The organism is Oerskovia paurometabola (assembly GCF_016907365.1).
Classification (GTDB): domain Bacteria; phylum Actinomycetota; class Actinomycetes; order Actinomycetales; family Cellulomonadaceae; genus Oerskovia; species Oerskovia paurometabola.
On sequence record NZ_JAFBBV010000001.1, the window covers coordinates 659,295 to 678,602 of the forward strand.

Sequence of the window (19,308 nt, forward strand, 5' to 3'; positions counted from 1 at the left end):
CTGGCGACGGACGAAGGCCCGCGAGCCGATGCTCGCGGGCCTTCGCCGTCCGGGTCCGTCCGACACAGGGGACCCGTCGGTGCGCAGACGGCCGAGGGCCGCACGCGCGCCTGTCAGGAGGTCGTGCAGGCCTGACCGTTGAGGGTGAAGACGGCCGGCACGCCGTTCGTGCCGCTGTGGCTCGCGTTGAAGCCGACCTCGGCGGACCCGCCCGGGGCGAGGTTCGCGTTCCAGGACAGCCCGGTCACCGTGACGTTCGCGCCGGTCTGCGTGAACTGGCCCGACCACGAGTTGGTGATCGTCTGGCCCGACGGGAACGTGAAGGCCAGGCTCCAGCCGTTGACCGTGCTGGTCGAGGTGTTCGTGATCTTCACGGTGCCGGTGAAGCCCGAGCCCCAGCCGTTCGCCGAGTAGGCGACGGTGCACGAGCCGGGGGGCGGGACGACGACCGTCGTGGTCGTCGCGCTCACCGCGGCCGAGGCCGCCGAGAGGTTGCCCGCGGTGTCCTTGGCCCGGACCGTGTACGAGTACGTGGTGCCCGCCGTCAGGCCCGTGTCGGTGAAGGACGTCCCGGTCGGGGTGCCGACCTGGGCTCCGTTGCGCAGGACCACGTAGCCGGCCACGCCGACGTCGTCGGTCGACGCGTTCCAGGAGAGCGGGACGGTGCTCGCCGTGGTCGTCCCCGCGGTCAGACCCGTGGGCGTCGAGGGCGGCAGGTCCGTCTGGCCCGCCGCGGTCGTGACCGACCGGGCGGCAGACGGCGTCGAGACGTTGCCGGCCGCGTCGCGCGCCGTGACCGTGAACGAGTACGTGGTCGCGGGGCTCAGGCCCGTCGCCGTGAAGCTCGTCGTGGTCGAGGTGCCGACCTGCACGCCGTTGCGGTAGATCGTGTAGCCCGTCACGCCGACCGCGTCGGTCGAGGCCGTCCACGAGAGGGGGACCGAGGTGGCCGTGGCCGTGCCCGCGGTGAGGCCCGTCGGTGCCGTGGGAGCCGTCACGTCGCCGGGCGTCGTGCCGCCGCCCTCGATGACCGGGTAGGCGTTCTCGACGAGCATCTCGAACTGCGCGTCGAACCACTGGCCCGCGAGCGGGGCCCCGCCCAGCGCGCCCGTCAGCTGGTTGGAGAGCTTGGGCGAGACGAACGTCGGGTCGCACATGCGGTCGAACCGCTTGCCCTGGTCGTTCGGGATGTCCGTCGAGGCGCCGTCGGACTCGCCCGGAGGCTTGACCCACACGAACGCGTGCAGGTGCGACTCGGGGTAGCCCGACGGTGTGGCCTGCGGGCGCTCACCGATGCCCGCGCCTGCGGGGTTGCACCACGCGCCGCGGTGGATGCGCTTGTCCACGCGCGACTCGTCGACGTAGGTGTTGTGGTTCGTCGACGTGCTGACCGCGGTCGGTCGGGCGTCGCCGCCCCACCCGTTGCGGGACGTGTCGATGAGCATGCCGATCGAGGCCGGGAAGCCCTCGGCGACCAGGAGGTCGTAGAGGTGCGCGGTCCAGTCGGCCTCGTCGAAGTCGGCGTTCCACTCGTAGAAGCTCGACGACCGGATGGGCGTGCCGCCGATCTGTACGTCCTCGAGGAACGGCTCGACCAGCGGCGTCGAGTTCGCGGTGTTGGTCACGAAGCCCGTGACCGATGCGAAGCCCGCGTTCGTCGACCTCACGACGTCGGCGAAGAGCTTGGCAGCGGGGCCCGAGTTGCTCGGCCAGCCCAGCCAGCCCGCGTGCGCGGCGTCGATGTAGGAGTAGACGTTGCCGACCGTGTAGAGCTCGTCGAGCGCGTACTTCACGCCCGCGCGGTAGTACGGGGCGGACTGCTGGCAGTCGGGCGTGCTGATGTTGGTGATGAGGTTGGGCAGCGAGTCGGGCTCGATCGTCGCCGCGATCCGCAGCGAGTCGTACTTGGGGTCGTCGAGGATGTCGACGATCGGGTCGATGTACTCGTTCTTGTAGCGCACGAGCCCGGCGTCCGTGGCGGGCAGCTCGCCGTTCGACGCGAGCGCGTAGCAGTCACGGCCGGGCAGGTCGTAGATGACCAGGTTGAACACGATCGGCACGCCCGCGTCCTTCTGGGCGAGCGCCTCGTCGAGGTGGAAGCGCAGGCCCGGGCCGTCGGCATTGCCCTCGATCGCGCTGATGCGGTCCATCCAGACGGCCGTGGGCTCGCCCGAGATCGCCTGCATCTTCGCAGCCAGGTCGTCGTCGGCGCGTGCGGCGGCCGCTTCCACGGCACCCGACCAGTACGGGTTCACGTACTGGGTGGCCCCGGCGTACGGGTTCGCGACGCGGGCCTCGGCCGCGGCGGCCGGAACCTGTGCGAGCGCGAGCGGAGCGGCGACGAGCGCCGCAGCGGCCATGGCTGTCGCGCCCTTGCGCAGCCGATGGGGGGTTGGTGACACGAGGTCCTCCTGAGGTTCGTCCTCGGACCGGACGACACCGGCCGGTCCGTGCCGCGGGAGTGCGGCGTCGAGCGCAACGTGCCACGGACCGGGTGTGGAGGGAACGACATGAAACGTTTAGGACGACACAGTCGTTCACCCGGCGGCGGCGGACGGAGGCGACGGTGGACGCCGCGACGTGCGAGGTCAGCGCGGTGGAGCAGTGGTGCCACGGAGCACGAGCCTTCCACCGGGGACCTCCCGGGAGGTCTCGTCGTCCGGGCGGTCGCCCTCGTGGCGTCCGACGGCGCGCAGGACCTGGCGACCCGCCTCCTGCCCGAGAGCGCGGAGGGGGCGCGCGACCGCGGTGACGGGCGGGGTCGACAGGCGCAGCACGGGGGCGTCGCGACCGGCGACGACCGACACGTCCCACGGCACGGCCAGCCCGGCACGGCGTGCGACGTCGAGGACGACCAGGGCGCCCAGGTCGTCCGAGGTGACGATCGCCGTCGGGCGGTCCGGGGTGGCGAGCAGCCGACGGGCGGTCGTCGCGACCTCCTCGAGCGTCGTGCAGGGCTCGACGAGCGTGGTGCCACCTCGCCGGGCGACCTCGTCACGCACGGCAACCGCAGCGCCATGCCCTGACCGGAGCGACGTCGCGGACGCGAGCACCGCGACGTGCCGGTGTCCCAGGTCGCTGAGGTGCCGGCCGACCTTGACGTCTGCCGCCGGGTCGAGGGCCACCGTCCGCGGGGCAGGGGCCGTCGGGGCCGTCGGGGCTGCCGAGGACCAGGAGACCTGGTCGACCAGCACGGTCAGGACGCCGAGCCGTTCGACGACGGCGAGGCGAGGGTCGTCGGTGCGGATCCCGGTCATGACGACGGCGTCGTAGCGGTGCTCGGCCCACCAGGTGGCGACCCCGGCTGCCGCCTCGGAGAGGGAGTCGACGAGGTGCACGGTCAACGGGAGGTCGGTGTCGAGGACGTCGCGGAGCCCGTCGGCGAGCTCGAGATCAGCGTCGGTCGACGCAGTCCCGATCTCGTCCCGGACGAGGAGCAGAGCGACCGTCCCGGACATTCCGCGCAAGGCCCTGGCCGCCACGCTCGGTCGCCAGCCGAGGTCCTCGGCGACCTGGAGCACGCGGCGTCTGGTGCGTTCGGAGACGCCCGGTCGCCCGTTGAGTGCGTAGGAGACGACCGCGATCGACACCCCGGCCGTGCGGGCGACATCCGTGATGGTGGGACGCCTACCGGTAGCAATCGGGCTTTCCGGACGTGAGAATGTGGCCACGGTCACACAGCATGCCGCAGGCAGCGCACACAGCACGACCCGACCGGCCCGACGGCGGACCGGTCGCACGGAGAACGCGGTACACGACGGAGTGGACACCATGGTCGATGTCATGACCCACCGACGACACCTCACGATCGGTGTGCTCTCGCCCGTCGTGGGCGGCTTCTACTTCGGGAAGATCCTCGCGGGGATCTCACGAGGACTACGGACGGGCGGCCACCGGGTGGTCGCGTTCCAGACCTATCCGGCCGACCTGGACCGGGAGGAGTTCCCCGACCGGCCGCCCCACCGGCAGATCGTGGGGCTCGACGTGATGGACGGCGTCATCGTGGTGACGTCCGCGGTCGAGCACGACGTCCTGCGGGGGGTCGATCGATCGGGCAAGCCTCTCGTGGTGATCAGCGAGACCGTCGACGACCTCGGGGCGCCCGTGGTCACACCCGACAACGCGGGTGGTGTGCGCGCCGCCGTCGAGCACCTCCTCCAGCACGGCCACGAGCGCATCGGGTTTCTCGGGAACCCGCGCCAGCACGACCTCGTCGAGCGGCACGCCGCGTACGAGGCCGCGCTGCGCGCCCGCGGGATCGAACCGCGACCCGAGTGGATCTACCAGACCCGCGACAACCAGGAGGCGGCGGGGGCGGCAGCGGCACGGGCCGCTCTCCAGGAAGGGCTCGACACCACCGCGACGGTCGCGGGCACCGACCGCAACGCGGTGGGCTTCCTGCGGTCGCTCGCCGATGCCGGCCTCGTGCTCCCCCGCGACCAGGCGCTGATCGGCTTCGACCACTCCGACGGCGGTGCCCGGTCCCGACCGCGGCTCTCGTCGGTCGACCCCCACCACGACCGGGTCGGTGAGCTGGCCGCCGAGCTGTTGCTCGCGCGCATCCACGGTGAGCAGGTGGGGCCCGGGCAGCACCTCGCCGAGGCGACGCTGGTCTGCCGCGAGTCCTGCGGCTGCGTCGACAGCACACGGACGGACCTGCTCGTCGACGGCATACCGACGTCGGCCGAGGCGGCCGAGGCCGGCACCGCCACGGCCCGCCTCGACGCCGTCGCGCGCGCCGTGCTCGACGACTCCGTCGTGCTGCGAGCCCGCCGAGGCCCGGGGAGCACCGGCCCGACCGGTTCCGGCGAGAGCGCCGTCGGTGGATGGGTGCGGGCGGTCGTCGGCACGATGACCGACGCGGCCGGCGACGGCACGGTGCCCACGCCGCACTTCTACCGGGCGCTCGCCGACCGCACCGCCGTGCTGCGCCCCGTGCCCGAGGCGCTCGAGCTGCTCGTGCCGGCCGTGCGTGCGCTCGAGGCCGAGCTCGGGGCCGGGACCAAGCGCCGTGGCCCGGCGGGGTCGATCAGCGCCGTGGTCGGGGTCGGCGGGGCGCGGGGACGCCCGCAGGGACGCTCTCTGGCGCTGAGCGACGTGACGACCGAGGTCCTCGTCGCGCTCGCCAAAGGATGCACCCACGCGCTGCTCGTCCGCTCGGGGAACCTCGAGCGGGCGATGGTCGACCAGTACGAGCTCGACCTCGAGCTCATGCACGCCGACAGCGCGTCGCTGCGTCACCTCGAGTGGCTGCCGAGGGGCCAGGTGGGGCCGGCTGCGATCGCCCTCTGGAACCCTCCCGGTGCAGGACCGGGAGGGGGCGCGCTGGAGGTCGCCGGCGTCCGTGGCAGCCTGGCCGGCCGACGGCTCGTCGGGCACAGGTTTCCCGCGGCGCAGTTCCCTCCGCGCGCGCTCCTGAGTGCCGACGCTCTCTCGTTCGTCATCCCCGTGGCGTCCGACGCGAGCGACTGGGGGTACCTCGTGATCGGCGGCCCGGTCGACACCCGTGCGACCAGCGCGCGCGAGAGGTACAACCACTGGGCAGCGATGCTCGCGGTCGCGCTCGACCAGGAGGACCACCTCGCCGCGCTGCGTGCCCAGCGGACGGAGCTCGAGGAGGCGGCGCTGCGCGAGCGACGGCTGGCGGAGGAGATCAGCGTGAGCGAGGAACGTTACGCCCTGGCCTCGGTCGCCGCGTACGACGCGACCTGGGACTGGGACGTCGCGACCGGCACGGTCTACTTCTCGCCGTCCTGGAGGGCGATGCTCGGCCTCCCCGCCGACGACCTGAAGACCGCCGACCCCGAGGAGTGGCTCGACCGGGTCCATCCCGAGGACCTTCCCGCAGTCCAGGTCGCGCTCGCGGTCCAGCTCGGCGGCGTCGGCGGGATGCTCGACCTGGAGCACCGGCTGCTGGCGGCCGACGGCCGCTACCTGCGGGTGCACTGCCGCGCCGTGACGGTGAGCGACGGCGCAGGATGTCCGACACGGATGGTCGGAGTCCTGACGGACTGCTCGGACGAACGACAGGAGATCACCTCCCGAGGCGAGGGCGGGTGGATGAGAGACTAGGCGCCGTGACTGACTCGCGCGACGCCCTCGACACGGCCCACCTCGATCTCCCGGGGTGGCGGCACGTCTACTCGGGCAAGGTGCGCGACCTCTACGAGCCGGACCTCGCGCAGCTCGGTGGCGCGCACCCGCTCGGTGACGTGGTCCTCGTGGTCGCGAGCGACCGTGTCAGCGCGTTCGACCACGTGCTGTCCCCGGGCATCCCGGACAAGGGCGTCGTCCTGACCCAGCTCAGCCTGTGGTGGTTCGACAAGCTCGCGGACCTGGTCCCGAACCACGTCGTCAGCACCGAGGCCAGCGCCATGCCGGGCGACGGCCTGGTGCCCGACGCCGTCGCGGGGCGTGCCATGGTCTGCCGCCGGCTCGAGATGTTCCCGGTCGAGTGCGTCGCCCGCGGGTACCTCACGGGCTCCGGCCTCGTCGAGTACCGCGTGGACCGTACGGTGTGCGGAGTTCCGCTGCCCGAGGGTCTCGTCGACGGGTCGCGCCTGCCTGAGGCGATCTTCACGCCCGCGGCCAAGGCCGAGGTGGGGGAGCACGACGAGAACGTGTCGTTCGATGTCGTCGCGGAGACGATCGGGATCGACGCCGCGACCCGCCTGCGCGACCTGACGCTCGCCGTCTACTCGCGCGCCGAGGAGATCGCGCGCGCGCGCGGCGTGATCCTCGCCGACACCAAGTTCGAGTTCGGGATCGACCCCGTCTCGGGCGCGACCGTCCTGGGGGACGAGGTGCTGACTCCCGACTCCTCGCGCTTCTGGCCCGCGGACCAGTGGCAGCCGGGGCGCTCGCAGCCCAGCTTCGACAAGCAGTACGTCCGTGACTGGCTCGCCTCCGAGGCCTCGGGCTGGGACCGTGCGTCCGACGCGCCGCCGCCCTCGCTGCCCGCCCACGTCGTCGAGCGCACGCGCGACCGCTACCTCGAGGCCTACGAGCGGATCACGGGCGAGTCCCTGTTCTGAGCCCTGAGCCCGTCGGGGAGCCGAGGCGCTCGCGGACGTAGCGGTGGCCGGTCGGTGACGTCCAGCGCACCGTGCCGTCGGCCGTGAGCTCGGGGCGCCAGCCGGACCGTGCCCGGACCACGTGGTGGTGCCGGCACAGCGAGATGAGGTCCTCGGGCCGGACGTCGGGCTCGGGGGCGTCCGGCTCTCGCGGCGCAGGGCGGGCCACGTGGTCGAGGTCGCACCGGAAGGCGGGCACCGAGCACCCCGGGAACGTGCACGTGCGGTCCCGCGAGAGCACGGCGGCGATCACCTGGACCCCTGGCCCGGGGCGGGCTGCGAGCGACGGATCGAACATGTGTTCGATCCTAGGCCGAGCCTCTGACACCGCAGGTCGGGGCTGCCTCTTGCCCGTATGGGTCGTCGCACGATATATATCGACCATGACCACAGCGACGAGCGGCCCGGCCGGCGGGAAGTCCTTCCGCATGACCGAGCAGGCGTACCTGATCCTGCTCTCCCTCACCCCCGAGCCGCTGCACGGCTACGCCGTCATCCAGGCCGTCGCCGAGCTGTCCGACGGCGCCACCGCCCTCGGCGCCGGAACCCTGTACGGCAACCTCGACCGGCTCTCGGGGGCCGGCCTCGTCGAGCCCGCAGGTGAGGAGGTCGTCGACGGTCGCCTCCGGCGCTACTACCGGATCACCGACGACGGCCGCCGCGCAGCCGAGCAGGAGACGGCCAGGCTCCGCGAGCTCGCCGCCAGGGCGCAGAAGGCCCTCGACACGCGCGGCACGGCAGTGCGCCCGACGTCGGGCAGGCTCGCCGGAGGGCTGGCCTGATGCGCCGCCGCGACCTGACACCCGACGAGCGCTTCGAACGGTCGGCGCGCTGGTGGGCCCGCGCCTACCCGCGCCGCTGGCGCGAGGTCCACGGCGACGAGCTGCTCGCGGTCCAGCAGGACGTCGCGCACGGGGCGGCCGAGGCCGCGGGGGCGCCCGCGCCCGACCGGTTGAGCACCGACGAGGTCCGCAGCCTGCTGCGCGCCGGCTGGGGGCTGCGGTGGCGCGAGCACCCGCCGCTGTGGCGGTGGGCGCTGTACCGGATGTTCGACAGGCGGCTGCCCGAGAAGTACTGGTGGTGGGTCGCGGACGACATCCACGGAGCCGCCTACGCGTTCCGGGCACAGGCCGGGGTGGTCGCCATGCTCGTCCTGGCCACGACGTGGCCTACGCCCGTCGCGTTCCTGACCGGGCAGGGGGTCTACGTCCCGATCTACCTGTCGTCCTGGTACTGGTGGGCGTTCATGGCGCTGACGATCGTCGTCGGGGGCACGGCCTTCCGCAAGGACCGAGTCCGTCGGGCCTGGCGTCGGCACGTCATGGAGGGCAACATGCCGGTGCCGCCGCGTGCACCGGCCCCGCTGCCGCCCGGCGTCGAACGTCCGGCACCCACGCCCGCCTCATCGACCCCCCGGGACGCCGGGCCGACCTCCTGACGGGAGACCCCCGCGGTCGAGAACGAGGTCGAGGTCGCCGTGGCACGCAGAACGGCCGCGACCTCGTTCTCGGCGCCCAGGAAGCACCACCCCGACCGACGCCTGAGACGCGGCCAGGCCCCATGCGCGGCCCGGGTAAACTGGCCCCGGAATCCCCACCCACCGAGATCCGTGCGACCTCGTCGCCGCCCTCGCGGCGCGCCCCGAGCCTCGTGCGGACCTGTCCGAGCCGAGCCGGCCGGACCAACTTCCCGAGGAGCTCCTGTGGGACGCGTAGTCGTCGAGGTCATGCCCAAGCCCGAGATCCTGGACCCGCAGGGCAAGGCCGTCGTCGGGGCGCTCCCGCGCCTGGGCTTCACCCAGTTCACCGGCGTGCGCCAGGGCAAGCGGTTCGAGCTCGAGGTCGAGGGTGACGTCACCCCCGAGGTGCTTGCCGCGGCCCGCGAGGCCGGCGAGAAGGTCCTGTCGAACCCGGTCATCGAGGACGTCGTCCTCGTCGCCGAGCTCACGGCCGAGCTGGGCGGGGAGAGCGCCTGATGAGCGCCCCCGCAGCGACCGGCCTGGCCACGGCCCGGATCGGTGTCATCACGTTCCCCGGCACGCTCGACGACCGCGACGCCGCGCGTGCGGTGCGCCTGGCCGGCGGCGAGCCCGTGTCCCTGTGGCACGCGGACGCGGACCTGCACGGGGTCGACGCGGTCGTGCTGCCGGGCGGCTTCTCGTACGGCGACTACCTGCGCGCCGGGGCGATCAGCCGCTTCGCGCCCGTCATGGACTCGCTCGTCGACGCAGCCAGGGGCGGGCTGCCCGTCCTGGGCATCTGCAACGGCTTCCAGATCCTCACCGAGGCGCACCTGCTGCCCGGCTCGATGATCAAGAACGACCACCTCGCGTTCATCTGCCGCGAGCAGACCATGGTCGTGGAGAACGCCGACACCGCCTGGACGCGTGACTACACCGCGGGCCAGCGCATCACGGTGCCGCTCAAGAACCAGGACGGCCAGTTCGTCGCCGACGAGCGCACGCTCGACGAGCTCGAGGCCGAGGGCCGCGTCGTCTTCCGCTACGACGGCTGGAACCCCAACGGGTCGCGCCGCAACATCGCGGGCATCTCGAACGCGGCGGGCAACGTCGTGGGCCTCATGCCGCACCCCGAGCACGCGGTCGAGGCCGGGTTCGGCCCCGCGAACGAGTCCGGCCCGCGCGCGGGCACGGACGGGCTGGGCTTCTTCACCTCGGTGCTGAGCACGCTCGTCCAGGCCTGAGAGCCCGTCGCCCCGCGCGACACGCGCACTGCCCGACGGTGGCGCTCACCTCCCGAGGTGAGCGGCGCCGTCGGGCAGTGGCGTCCTCGGGGACGGATATCACCCGCCTCCCCGCCGCCCGACCCGTTACCCTGGTCCGGTGCTCACCCTCTTGTCCGGTTCCTCCGTGTTCGGCGCCCTGATGATCGACTGCGTCGCGTGGGTGACCGGTATGCTCGGCGCGGCGCCGGGTCGGGTAGGGGCGATCGGCTCGCGCATCGAGGCCGTGGTCGCGGACTGGGGTTGGTTCGGCCCGGCGGGCGAGATGACCGAGCGCATCGCGTACACGCCGCTGCGGGTAGCTCTCGCGCTCTTCCTGGTCATGTCCGTGGCGGCGGTCGCCGCGCTCGTGTCGAGCGTCGTGACGCGCCGGAGCCGGTGAGACGGCGGGGTCAGAGCCCCGCGACCAGGTTGACGACGGCGCCGATGATCACGGTCCCGAACAGGTAGGACAGCAGGGCGTGGCCCAGCGTGGTGCGCCGGATCTCGCCCGACGTCACGTTGGTGTCGGAGATCGCGAAGCTCATCCCGACCGTGAACGCGACGTACATGAAGTCGAGGTACCGGGGCGGCTCGGCCTGGTTGAAGTCGATGCCGCCGTCGGTGCCCGTGTAGTACTGGCGTGCGTAGGCCAGGCCGAACAGGGTGTGGACGGCGGCCCACGAGATCGCGATGCTCCCCACGGCGAACACCGCGGTGAGCGCCTGGGCCCGCTTGTCGTCGGGCGACGCGAGCAGCAGGAGCGCGACCCCCACGAGGCTCACGACCGACGCCGCCAGGATGAACAGGTGCGTCACCCGGCGCGAGGGCTCCTCGCGTGTGGCATGGCTCGCCGTGACCCGGGCGTCCATGGGGGCGATGACGAGCCACGTCCACGCGATGAACAGCAGGGCCGCGACGCTCCACCCCGCGAGGAATGCGAAGCGCGGGTATCCCTGCGAGCCGAACCAGAACCCGACGCCCGCCCCGACGAGCAGCCCGACCGCGAGACGCACCGCAGGGCCGGCCCCGAGGCGGTCGCGCGGGACGGGGGTCGAGGGCAGGTCCGGGCGGGAGGGGATCACGCGGTCAGTCAACCACCGGCGCCGCGGCCCGGCGCGTCGGCCGGGCTCGTCCCGCGGCGTCCGCCGCTATGCGCCCTCGGCGAGGTACCGGAGCTGCGCCCGGACGCTCTGGCGCGCCGCGGGGAGCACGCCGAGGGCGACGTCGCCGTACACCGAGGCGGTCACGTCGTCGACGAGCGCCTCGGTCACCGCCTCGCCCGCCCGGTCCCCGAGCGCGGTGCGCACCTGCGCGAGCCGGTCGGCCCGGTGCTCGCGGTACGACCGCACGGCGACGGACAGGTCGTCCAGGTGCGGGCCGTGCGCGGGCAGCACGGTCGCAGCGCCGAGCGACTCGAGCAGGTCGAGGCTCGCGAGGTAGTCGCGCAACGAGCCGTCGGGCTCGGCGATGACGGTCGTACCGCGGCCCAGGACGGTGTCGCCTGTCAGCACGCTGCCGTGCGGGCCGTCGTCGGGGAGGCGGAAGCTCGTCGAGTCGCCCGTGTGCCCGGGTGTCGCGAGCACCTCGATCCGCAGGCCGGCCGCGTGGATCGTCTCGCCGCCGAGCAACGGCGCTGCGTCGCGGGAACGAGCCGGGTGGCAGTGCGCGGGGTCGGCCGCGCGGACCGGTGCGCCCGTGAGCTCGGCGAAGCGTGCCGCCCCTGCGGTGTGGTCCGCGTGGCGGTGCGTGATCAGGACGAGCTCGACGGGCGGCCCGGCGGCCAGGGTCGTGAGGTGAGCGACGTCGTCGGGCCCGGGGTCGACGACCACGCGGGTGCCCGCCCCGGGCGCGGCCAGGACGTAGGACCTGGTCCCGTCGAGCGTCATGGGTCCAGGGTTGGGGGCGAGCAGCACCGAGGCCTGGCTCGTGACGAGGACGGGCACGCCCGACGGCGCCGCGTGGGCGGGCCGTCGGGTGCGGTCGTCGCTCGGTGGGGTCACGGCTCGGCGTCAGTCTCCGAGCGCGGCCGCGAGCAGCTCGATCGTCTGCGTGCGGCCGGGCGTCGCGTCGAGCGACTCGTCGGCGCGCGAGCCCGCGACGGGCACGACCATGACCTCGTCGACGCCGTGCCGGGAGGCGAGCTCGCGCACGCGGCGGGCCGCGGCCTGGGGCTCGTCGACGATCCAGCGGTCGAGCATCTCCTCGGCCATCTGGGACGTGAGCCCGTCGAGCGGCGTGGACGCGGCGTCCTCGACCGTCTCCTGGGCGCCCAGCGGCTTCCCCGAGCGCAGGCGGGCCATCATGCGCGCCTGCGGCAGCGCGCGGGCGCGTGCCTCGTCGAGCGTCGGGGCGACCGACACGTTGACCGTCAGGAACGTCTCCGGCGCGGGGTGCTCGGCCGACGGGCGGTAGCCGTCGCGGTAGAGGGCGAGGATCTCGTCGATGCCGGCGCCCGAGAAGTGGTTGGCGAACACGTACGGCAGGCCGAGCTCGGCGGCCAGGCGCGCGGAGTAGTCGCTCGACCCGAGCAACCACACGGTCGGCACCGACTCGGCGGCCGGAGTCGCGTGGACGTCGTAGACCTGACCGGTCGTGAGGCGGACCGAGGCGCCCTCGGCACTCATGAGCGAGCGGATGTCCTGGACGTGCTGGGGGAAGCGGTCGACGTCGGACGTCGGGCCGCTGCTGCGCAGCAGGGCGGTGACGACCGGGTCGCTGCCGGGCGCGCGCCCGATGCCCAGGTCGACGCGCCCCGGGGCCATGGCCTCCAGGACCGCGAACTGCTCCGCGACGACGAGCGGCGCGTGGTTGGGGAGCATGACGCCGCCCGACCCGACGCGGATCCGCTCGGTCACCGCGGCGGCCGCCGAGATCATGACGGGCGGTGCGGACGCGGCGACCGCGGGCATGTTGTGGTGCTCGGCGAACCAGTAGCGCGTGAAGCCGAGGCGGTCGGCGAGGCGCACGAGGTCCAGGGAGGCGGCGATGGCCTGGGCGGAGGACTGTCCCGAGCGGACGGGGACGAGGTCGAGGACGGAGAGGCGCGGCGAGGTAGTCATCGCCTGGTGCAACCCCGGGATACGGCCGGGGTATTCCTGCGCGGCCGCTGGGTGCGGAGTACGTGTCGTCGTCGGGCAGGTTTCGCGACACGTACTCCGCACCCGGCCGGACGGTCAGCGGCGCAGCGCCTGCTCGACGTCCTCGATCAGGTCGAGCGGGTCCTCGAGGCCGATCGACAGGCGCACGGTCGTCTCCGCGATCCCGACGGCGGCACGCCCGTCCGGCCCCAGCTTGCGGTGCGTCGTGGTCGCGGGGTGCGTGATGAGCGACTTGGCGTCACCCAGGTTGTTGGAGATGTCCACGACCCGCAGCGCGTCGAGGAACTGGAACGTGCGCTTCTTGAGGAGCTCGGGGTCGGTGCCCGGGGCGTCGGCGCCCGGCACGTCGAGGTTGAACGTCACGACCGTCCCGCCCCCGCTCTGCTGGGCCTTGGCGAGCTCGACCTGCGGGTGCGAGGCGAGGAACGGGTAGCGCACGGCCGTGACGCCGGGCAGCTCCTCGAGCGCGGTCGCGACCTGGAGGGCCGAGGCGTTCTGCGCCTTGACGCGCACCGACAGCGTCTCGAGCCCCTTGACCAGGACCCAGGCGTTGAACGCGCTGAGAGAGGGGCCCGTGTTGCGGATGAAGGTCTGGACGGGTCCCTTGACGTACTCCTCGGAACCCAGGATCGCGCCGCCCAGCACGCGGCCCTGCCCGTCGATGTGCTTGGTCGCCGAGTACACGACGACGTCGGCGCCGAGCTCGAGCGGCTTCTGCAGGACGGGGGTGGCGAACACGTTGTCGAGCACGACGACGGCACCCGCGGCGTGCGCGAGCTCGCTCACGCGGCGCACGTCGATCACGTCCTGCATGGGGTTGGACGGGGTCTCGAAGAAGACGACGTCCGCGGGGGTCGACAGCGCCTCCTCCCACTGCGAGAGCACGTGACCGTCGACGTAGTCGGTGCGCACGCCCCACTTGGCGAAGATCTCGTCGAAGATCACGAGCGACGAGCCGAACAGCGCGCGGGCCGCGACGATGCGCGACCCGGCACCGACCAGCGCCGCGAGCGAGGTGAAGACCGCGGACATGCCCGACGCGGTCGCGTAGCAGGCCTCGGCGCCCTCGATGAGGCGCAGCCGCTCCTCGAACGTGTGCACCGTCGGGTTGCCGTAGCGCGAGTAGATGAAGCGGTCGACCTCGCCCGTGAACGCGGCCTCGGCCTCCGCGGCGCTCCCGTACACGTAGCCCTGCGTGAGGAAGAGCGCCTCGCTCGTCTCCTCGAAGTTGGTGCGGGCGTGGCCGCCGCGCACCGCGAGCGTGTCGGGACGGACCGAACGGGGGAGGGGGCCACGACCCGAGCCGCCCGGGACGCCGGCGGGGATGCGGAGCACGCCGTCCCCGGTCGCGGCGCTCACGACTGCGTCCAGGGCAGGCCCGCGGCGCGCCAGCCGTCGGAACCACGGTGACCGGCGCCGTCGAGCGCTCCCTCGAAACCCTCGAGGACGTTGTACGCGGGACCCAGCCCCGCGGCGGTCGCGGCCTTGGCCGCGCCGATCGAGCGGGCTCCCGAGCGGCACAGGAAGACGACCGGACGCTCAGGGCTCAGCCCGGCCGCGGTGAGCTCCGCGACGAACGCCGGGTTCGGGCGGCCCGCGACGTCGACCCACTGGGTCAGGACGGGCGCGCGGCCCGTCGAGGACAGGTCGGGGACCCCGACGAAGCGCCACTCGGCGTCGGTGCGGACGTCCACGAGGACGGCGCTCGGGTCGTTCTGGAGAAGGGTCCACGCCTGCTGGGGCGTGATGTCGCCGGCGTACCCGTCGGCGGGACGGGCGTCGGGGACCGGGGCAGCGGTCGCGCGGTCGGGGGCACTCATGGTGATCCTCCATCGGTCGTGGCGGTAGCACCCTCGCCCGTCACCGGGGGGTTGCTGCGGCGTCATCGTGCCAAGTCACTCAGCCGCTCTGGATGGTTGCGTCGGATCGTACGCCACCGTGACCACGGAAAAGAACAGGTGTCTCGCAGGGTGGTCGGGCTAGGTTCCTGCGCATGAGCCACCTCCCCGAACCCGACCGCGCGCCCGACCAGGCCGAGGAGCCCCTGGCCGGTGGGAACTCGACGACCGTGGTGCGGCGAGGCGACACCGTCCGCCGCACCGCAGGGCCCTGGACGCCCACGGTCCAGGCGCTCCTGCGGCACCTGCGCGCACAGGGCGTCGCCGAGGTGCCGGAGCCGCTCGGGACGGACGAGCAGGGGCGCGAGGTGCTGTCGTTCCTCCCCGGTGACGTCGGGAACTACCCGCTGCCACCGTGGGTCTGGGACGAGTCGGTGCTCCGGGACGCGGGCGCGCTGCTGCGGCGCGTGCACGACGCGAGCGTCGGGTTCCTCGACACAGGCGCCGCCGCCCTCGTCCCCGACGCTCTGCCGGCGGCCCCCACCTGGCAGACCGCACCGCACGAGCCTGCCGAGGTCGTGTGCCACAACGACGTCGCCCCGTACAACCTGGTCTTCCGTGACGGGGCCGTGGTCGGGCTCATCGACTTCGACACCGCGAGCCCCGGCCCCCGGATCTGGGACCTGGCCTACCTCGGCTACCGGCTCGCGCCCCTCGTGGCGGACGCGGGGGAGTCGGAGGGGAGCGACGTCGTCGGGCGGCTGGACCCGTTGGCGCGCCTCGACGCCCTGGTCCGCGCGTACGGGATGCCGTACTCGCGCCGGGAGGTCCTGACCGTCGTGGTCGCGCGGCTCGACGAGCTCGCGGCGTTCACGGACGAGCGTGCGGCCGCGACCGGACGCGACGACTTCCGGGAGCACGCGGCCATGTACCGCTCCGACGCGCAGCGGGTCGAGAGTCTCGCGACAGCGTCCGATTCGCCGGATCTGCCCACCTGACAGGTTGCCTCTGCTCATCATCCGAGACGCTGTGCCCACCGGTTGACACGCTCCGCGCGCCTCGACCATCCTGGACACCAGGTCATGAGTGCCAGCGCAAAACCCCGGTTTGCTGGCCGGCAACCCTCCTCCGCGGTGGGGTGCCCCGGGTGACGACCAGGTCCCTCTCTATCAGGAGGGGGGCAAGCGCGGAGGGGCCGGCACGGCGAACTCCGACGACCACCGGAGGACGTGCCATGAGCGCACATGCAGTCATCGAAGCCCCTACCTCGTGTGCCGTGCTGCCCGTCGTGGGCAGCGACACCCTGGTCCCCCTCGTCGACGGGCGCAGCGTCCCGTACGCGAACCTCGACGTCGCGGCCTCGGCACCGGCGCTCCAGGTCGTGGCCGACCGGGTCACCGAGGTCCTGCCGCTGTACGCGAGCGTGCACCGCGGCGCGGGCTACCTCTCCCAGGTGTCGACGGCCCTCTACGAGGCTGCGCGTCAGACCATCGGCGCGTTCGTGGGGGCGCGCGAGGACGACGTCACGATCGTCACGCGCAACACCACGGACTCCCTCAACCTCCTCGCGGGCTGCGTCCCGGCCCAGGCCGACGGCTCGCCGGGGCGTGTGCTCGTCCTCGACGTCGAGCACCACGCGAACCTCCTGCCCTGGCAGCGCACGGGGGGCGCCACGGTCCTGGTCGGCGGTGCGACCGTCGCCGAGACCCTGTCGGGCCTGCGCGCCGAGCTCTCGCGCTTCCCGTACGCGCTCGTCGCGATCACGGGGGCCTCGAACGTCACGGGCGAGTCGCTGCCCCTCGCCGAGGTCGTGGCCGCGGCGCACGACGCCGGCGCGCGCGTCCTGCTCGACGGCGCACAGCTCGTCCCGCACCGCGGCGTCTCGCTCGCCGCGAGCGACGTGGACTACGTCGCGTTCTCTGGGCACAAGACGTACGCGCCGTTCGGTGCGGGCGCGCTCGTGGGCCGCCGCGACTGGCTCGACACCGGCACGCCCTACCTCGCCGGCGGCGGCGCGGTGCGCAACGTGACGCTCGACGGCACCACGTGGCAGAGCGCCCCGGCGCGGCACGAGGCCGGGTCGCCCAACGTGATCGGCGCGGTCGCGCTCGCCTCCGCGTGCGACGCGCTCGCGGCCCTCGAGCCCGGCGTGCTCGTCGCGCACGAGACCGAGCTGCGGGCCCGCCTCGTCGAGGGCCTGGAGGCGATCGACGGCGTACGCGTCGTGCGCGCCTGGGCCGACGCGGTCGACCCCGTGGGGGTCGTGACGTTCTCGGTCGACGGTTCCGACGCGGGGCTGGTCGCGGCCTACTTGTCGGCCGAGCACGGCATCGGCGTGCGCGACGGCCGCTTCTGCGCGCACCCGCTCCTGGCGCGGCTGGGCTTCCCGGCGGGGGCGATCCGGGCGTCGATCGGGGTCGGCACCACGGGTGAGGAGATCGACCGGCTCGTCTCCGCGCTGCGCACCTGGGTGAGCGAGGGGGCGAAGGCCCGGTACGAGGTCGTGGACGGCTGCTGGGTCGTGAGCGACGACCCGCGACCGCTCCTGCAGGTCGCGGGGCTCTCGGGCCTGTTCGCGACGGCCGCCGCGGGCAACATCACGGCCGCCGTGGGCTGCGGACCCGCCCCCGCCTGAGCACCCTCTGACCTGCGGAGACGCTGCCTGGAGCGCAACGTTCACCGGGGCGTCACCTCACCGTTCACGAACGACCGTTCCGTGGTCTTGGCGGCGACGCCTGCGTGTGTTCTGATATGCGCTGTGCAGCACGATGTCCACCTTGAAGGCCACGGGTTCCGCCTCGAACCCCTGGCTGTCGCGCACGCCGGTGCGCTGGCCCAGATCGTCGATCCGTCGATGTGGGCAGGCATGAGTGCGACCCTCCCCGAGGGGGAGGTCGGGATGGTGAACTTCATCGAGGACACCCGCGCCACGCGCGCGCTGACGGCGTTCGCCGTCGTCGACGCGGGCTCGGGTCTCGTGGTGGGGAGCACCGCTTTCCGTGACCTGTCGCTCGACGACAGGCGCGTGGAGATCGGGCGGACCTTCTACGCCCGTTCCACGTGGGGGAGCCTCGTCAACCCGGTCTCGAAATGGTTGCTGCTCCGACATGCGTTCGAGTCGTGGGACGTGCACCGTGTCGGCTTCCGGGTCGACGCGCGCAACACGCGCTCCCTCGCCGCGATGCGTCGCCTCGGCGCGTACGAGGAGGGCGTCATGCGTGGTCACCGCACGGCTCCCGACGGGACCCGGGCCGACTCGGTGTGCTTCTCGATCCTGGCGCACGAGTGGCCCGGCGTCGAGCTCGGCCTGCTCGCCCGGATCATGAGCCCGCGCATCGTGCCCGTGCTCGGCCCGGTCGGGCTCACCGCCACCGGGGAGCCCGACGCCGTGGGTCCTGGGGCCGGGGTGCCCGTGGGACCGCCGGTCCTCACGGTGGTACCGGCCGTCGGCGAGCTGTCGCTCGCGGGGGCCGGCGGCTTCGACGCCGTCGCAGGGTCGTCCCCCGACCGCGCCGCGGCCGCCGACCTGCCCCCGGTCATCGCGCTCTGACCGGTTCGTCCCCCCTGTCCACAGCACCGCCCCGGGACCCAGATGGGTCCCGGGGCGGTCTTCGTCGGGGCGTCAGTCCTTCTTGAAGGCGTCCTTGACGTCGTCGCCGGCCTGCTTGACGTTGGCCTTCGCCTGGTCGGCGTGGCCCTCGGCCTCGAGGCGCTCGTTGCCGGTCGCCTTGCCGGTGCCTTCCTTGACCTTGCCCTTGGCCTCTTCGGCACCGTGCTTGATCTTGTCTCCCAGTCCCATGGGGTCCTCCCTCGGTGTTGGTGGGTGCTTCCTGACGACCGTAGGCAGGGCTGCCGGGGACTCGCATCTCGGAGGACGGGCGGTCCACGAGACCTTCACAAGTGGTCGGGCAGGATGCCCGCATGGAGAACGACGTCGTCCTGGAAGGGTTCGGGCTGCGCCTCGAACCGCTCGCCGAGCAGCACGCGCCCGCGCTCGGCGCGTTCGTCGACGACGCCCTGTGGGCCGGGATGTCGTCGCCCACGCCGCGCGGTACGCCCGCCATGTCCGCCTACGTGCGCGAGGCGGTGGCGGCGCCGGGGCGCCTGGCGTGGGCCGTCGTCGGGCCGGTGGCTCCGGGTTCCGGGCCCGACGGCGTCACGTCCGTCCGCGGCAGCACCTCGCTCTACGAGTGGTCGCCCTCGCAGGGCCGCGTCGAGCTCGGCTCGACCTTCTACGACCGGCCCTGGTGGGGCGGGGTGACCAACCCGGCGTGCAAGTACCTGCTGCTGCAGCACGCGTTCGAGGTGCTCGACGTCGAGCGCGTCGCGCTGCGGGCCGACGCTCGCAACGCGCGGTCGATCGCGGCGATCCAGCGGCTCGGCGCGATCCCCGAGGGGGTGCTGCGCAGCCACCGTGTCGCGCCCGACGGGTCGCGCGGCGACACAGCCTACTTCTCGATCCTCGCGGACGAGTGGCCGGCCGTGCGGGACGGGTTGCTGGACCGCGTGCATCGCCTGCCGCCGGGGCAGCGGTCGAGGTGACGGGCTGACGCGAGCCGCCCCTGTGGCCTCTTT

The 19,308-nt window shown here is 73.2% G+C and carries 20 protein-coding genes and 2 riboswitches; of the genes, 11 read left to right on the top strand and 9 right to left on the bottom strand.

From position 1 onward, the window contains the following. Positions 1 to 113: 113 nt before the first annotated feature. Together JOD48_RS02935 and JOD48_RS19835 are read right to left on the bottom strand one after the other, a co-directional pair. Positions 114 to 2,360 carry a glycoside hydrolase family 6 protein gene (locus tag JOD48_RS02935; RefSeq protein WP_204810288.1) on the bottom strand — a complete coding sequence of 749 codons (2,247 nt, stop codon included), beginning with the start codon at positions 2,358 to 2,360 and terminating at the stop codon, positions 114 to 116. 228 nt (positions 2,361 to 2,588) lie between these two features. Then, the gene (locus tag JOD48_RS19835) at positions 2,589 to 3,785 is read right to left on the bottom strand and encodes a LacI family DNA-binding transcriptional regulator (RefSeq protein ID WP_307823938.1); all 1,197 of its coding nucleotides are present in this window, start codon (positions 3,783 to 3,785) and stop codon (positions 2,589 to 2,591) included. Here JOD48_RS19835 and JOD48_RS02945 point away from each other — a divergent pair. Then, a complete protein-coding gene (locus tag JOD48_RS02945; RefSeq protein WP_204807263.1) occupies positions 3,784 to 6,072 on the top strand; it encodes a substrate-binding domain-containing protein in 2,289 nt (762 codons plus the stop codon). The genes JOD48_RS19835 and JOD48_RS02945 overlap by 2 nt on opposite strands. A gap of 5 nt (positions 6,073 to 6,077) precedes the next feature. Further along, positions 6,078 to 7,034: a phosphoribosylaminoimidazolesuccinocarboxamide synthase gene (locus tag JOD48_RS02950; protein ID WP_307823940.1), complete on the top strand. Its 957-nt coding sequence runs from the start codon at positions 6,078 to 6,080 to the stop codon at positions 7,032 to 7,034. Here the strand turns inward: JOD48_RS02950 and JOD48_RS02955 are convergent. Beyond that, positions 7,012 to 7,371 carry an HNH endonuclease signature motif containing protein gene (locus tag JOD48_RS02955; RefSeq protein WP_204807268.1) on the bottom strand — a complete coding sequence of 120 codons (360 nt, stop codon included), beginning with the start codon at positions 7,369 to 7,371 and terminating at the stop codon, positions 7,012 to 7,014. The genes JOD48_RS02950 and JOD48_RS02955 overlap by 23 nt on opposite strands. Positions 7,372 to 7,456: 85 nt before the next feature. Here JOD48_RS02955 and JOD48_RS02960 point away from each other — a divergent pair, with 85 nt between their 5' ends. From JOD48_RS02960 to JOD48_RS02980, 5 genes are all read left to right on the top strand, one after another. After that, on the top strand, positions 7,457 to 7,855 hold the full coding sequence (locus JOD48_RS02960; RefSeq protein ID WP_239527317.1) for a PadR family transcriptional regulator: 399 nt from the start codon (positions 7,457 to 7,459) through the stop codon (positions 7,853 to 7,855). Continuing rightward, on the top strand, positions 7,855 to 8,511 hold the full coding sequence (locus JOD48_RS02965) for a hypothetical protein (RefSeq protein ID WP_204807270.1): 657 nt from the start codon (positions 7,855 to 7,857) through the stop codon (positions 8,509 to 8,511). Before JOD48_RS02960 ends, JOD48_RS02965 begins: the two co-directional genes overlap by 1 nt. Positions 8,512 to 8,775: 264 nt before the next feature. Continuing rightward, positions 8,776 to 9,048 (top strand): phosphoribosylformylglycinamidine synthase subunit PurS, encoded by a 273-nt coding sequence (gene purS, locus JOD48_RS02970; protein WP_030151045.1) that lies wholly within the window; start codon positions 8,776 to 8,778, stop codon positions 9,046 to 9,048. Then, positions 9,048 to 9,776 (top strand): phosphoribosylformylglycinamidine synthase subunit PurQ, encoded by a 729-nt coding sequence (purQ, locus tag JOD48_RS02975; RefSeq protein ID WP_204807272.1) that lies wholly within the window; start codon positions 9,048 to 9,050, stop codon positions 9,774 to 9,776. The genes purS and purQ overlap by 1 nt, the downstream gene beginning before the upstream one ends. A 139-nt stretch (positions 9,777 to 9,915) precedes the next feature. Then, positions 9,916 to 10,197, top strand: a complete 282-nt coding sequence (locus tag JOD48_RS02980; RefSeq protein WP_204807274.1) for a hypothetical protein — start codon at positions 9,916 to 9,918, stop codon at positions 10,195 to 10,197. Between the two features lie 10 nt (positions 10,198 to 10,207). On the opposite strand, the gene JOD48_RS02985 is transcribed toward JOD48_RS02980, so the two are convergent. The 5 genes from JOD48_RS02985 to JOD48_RS03005 form a co-directional block, all read right to left on the bottom strand. Then, entirely contained in the window at positions 10,208 to 10,879 is a 672-nt protein-coding gene (locus tag JOD48_RS02985) for a DUF1345 domain-containing protein (protein ID WP_307823941.1), read from the bottom strand. A 66-nt stretch (positions 10,880 to 10,945) separates the two neighbouring features. Further along, positions 10,946 to 11,740, bottom strand: coding sequence for an MBL fold metallo-hydrolase (locus JOD48_RS02990; protein ID WP_307824277.1), 795 nt, complete (start codon positions 11,738 to 11,740; stop codon positions 10,946 to 10,948). 66 nt (positions 11,741 to 11,806) lie between these two features. Then, positions 11,807 to 12,856 (bottom strand): LLM class flavin-dependent oxidoreductase, encoded by a 1,050-nt coding sequence (locus JOD48_RS02995; protein ID WP_191791972.1) that lies wholly within the window; start codon positions 12,854 to 12,856, stop codon positions 11,807 to 11,809. A 114-nt stretch (positions 12,857 to 12,970) separates the two neighbouring features. Further along, complete coding sequence (locus JOD48_RS03000) at positions 12,971 to 14,230, bottom strand: O-succinylhomoserine sulfhydrylase (protein WP_204810294.1); 1,260 nt, start codon at positions 14,228 to 14,230, stop codon at positions 12,971 to 12,973. 20 nt (positions 14,231 to 14,250) lie between these two features. Next, positions 14,251 to 14,715, bottom strand: coding sequence for a rhodanese-like domain-containing protein (locus tag JOD48_RS03005; RefSeq protein ID WP_204807276.1), 465 nt, complete (start codon positions 14,713 to 14,715; stop codon positions 14,251 to 14,253). A gap of 6 nt (positions 14,716 to 14,721) precedes the next feature. Then, a riboswitch (SAM riboswitch) is annotated at positions 14,722 to 14,814 on the bottom strand. Between the two features lie 74 nt (positions 14,815 to 14,888). On the opposite strand from JOD48_RS03005, the gene JOD48_RS03010 reads away from it, so the two are divergent. From JOD48_RS03010 to JOD48_RS03020, 3 genes are all read left to right on the top strand, one after another. Beyond that, positions 14,889 to 15,731 (top strand): phosphotransferase enzyme family protein, encoded by an 843-nt coding sequence (locus JOD48_RS03010; protein ID WP_204807278.1) that lies wholly within the window; start codon positions 14,889 to 14,891, stop codon positions 15,729 to 15,731. Between the two features lie 80 nt (positions 15,732 to 15,811). Continuing rightward, a riboswitch (SAM riboswitch) is annotated at positions 15,812 to 15,926 on the top strand. Positions 15,927 to 15,967: 41 nt separating this feature from the next. Further along, complete coding sequence (locus JOD48_RS03015) at positions 15,968 to 17,368, top strand: aminotransferase class V-fold PLP-dependent enzyme (protein WP_191791969.1); 1,401 nt, start codon at positions 15,968 to 15,970, stop codon at positions 17,366 to 17,368. Between the two features lie 123 nt (positions 17,369 to 17,491). Next, the gene (locus JOD48_RS03020; protein ID WP_204807280.1) at positions 17,492 to 18,283 is read left to right on the top strand and encodes a GNAT family N-acetyltransferase; all 792 of its coding nucleotides are present in this window, start codon (positions 17,492 to 17,494) and stop codon (positions 18,281 to 18,283) included. A gap of 72 nt (positions 18,284 to 18,355) precedes the next feature. On the opposite strand, the gene JOD48_RS03025 is transcribed toward JOD48_RS03020, so the two are convergent. Then, complete coding sequence (locus JOD48_RS03025; RefSeq protein ID WP_191791968.1) at positions 18,356 to 18,532, bottom strand: CsbD family protein; 177 nt, start codon at positions 18,530 to 18,532, stop codon at positions 18,356 to 18,358. A gap of 122 nt (positions 18,533 to 18,654) precedes the next feature. On the opposite strand from JOD48_RS03025, the gene JOD48_RS03030 reads away from it, so the two are divergent. After that, entirely contained in the window at positions 18,655 to 19,275 is a 621-nt protein-coding gene (locus JOD48_RS03030; RefSeq protein ID WP_191791967.1) for a GNAT family N-acetyltransferase, read from the top strand. Positions 19,276 to 19,308 lie beyond the last annotated feature (33 nt).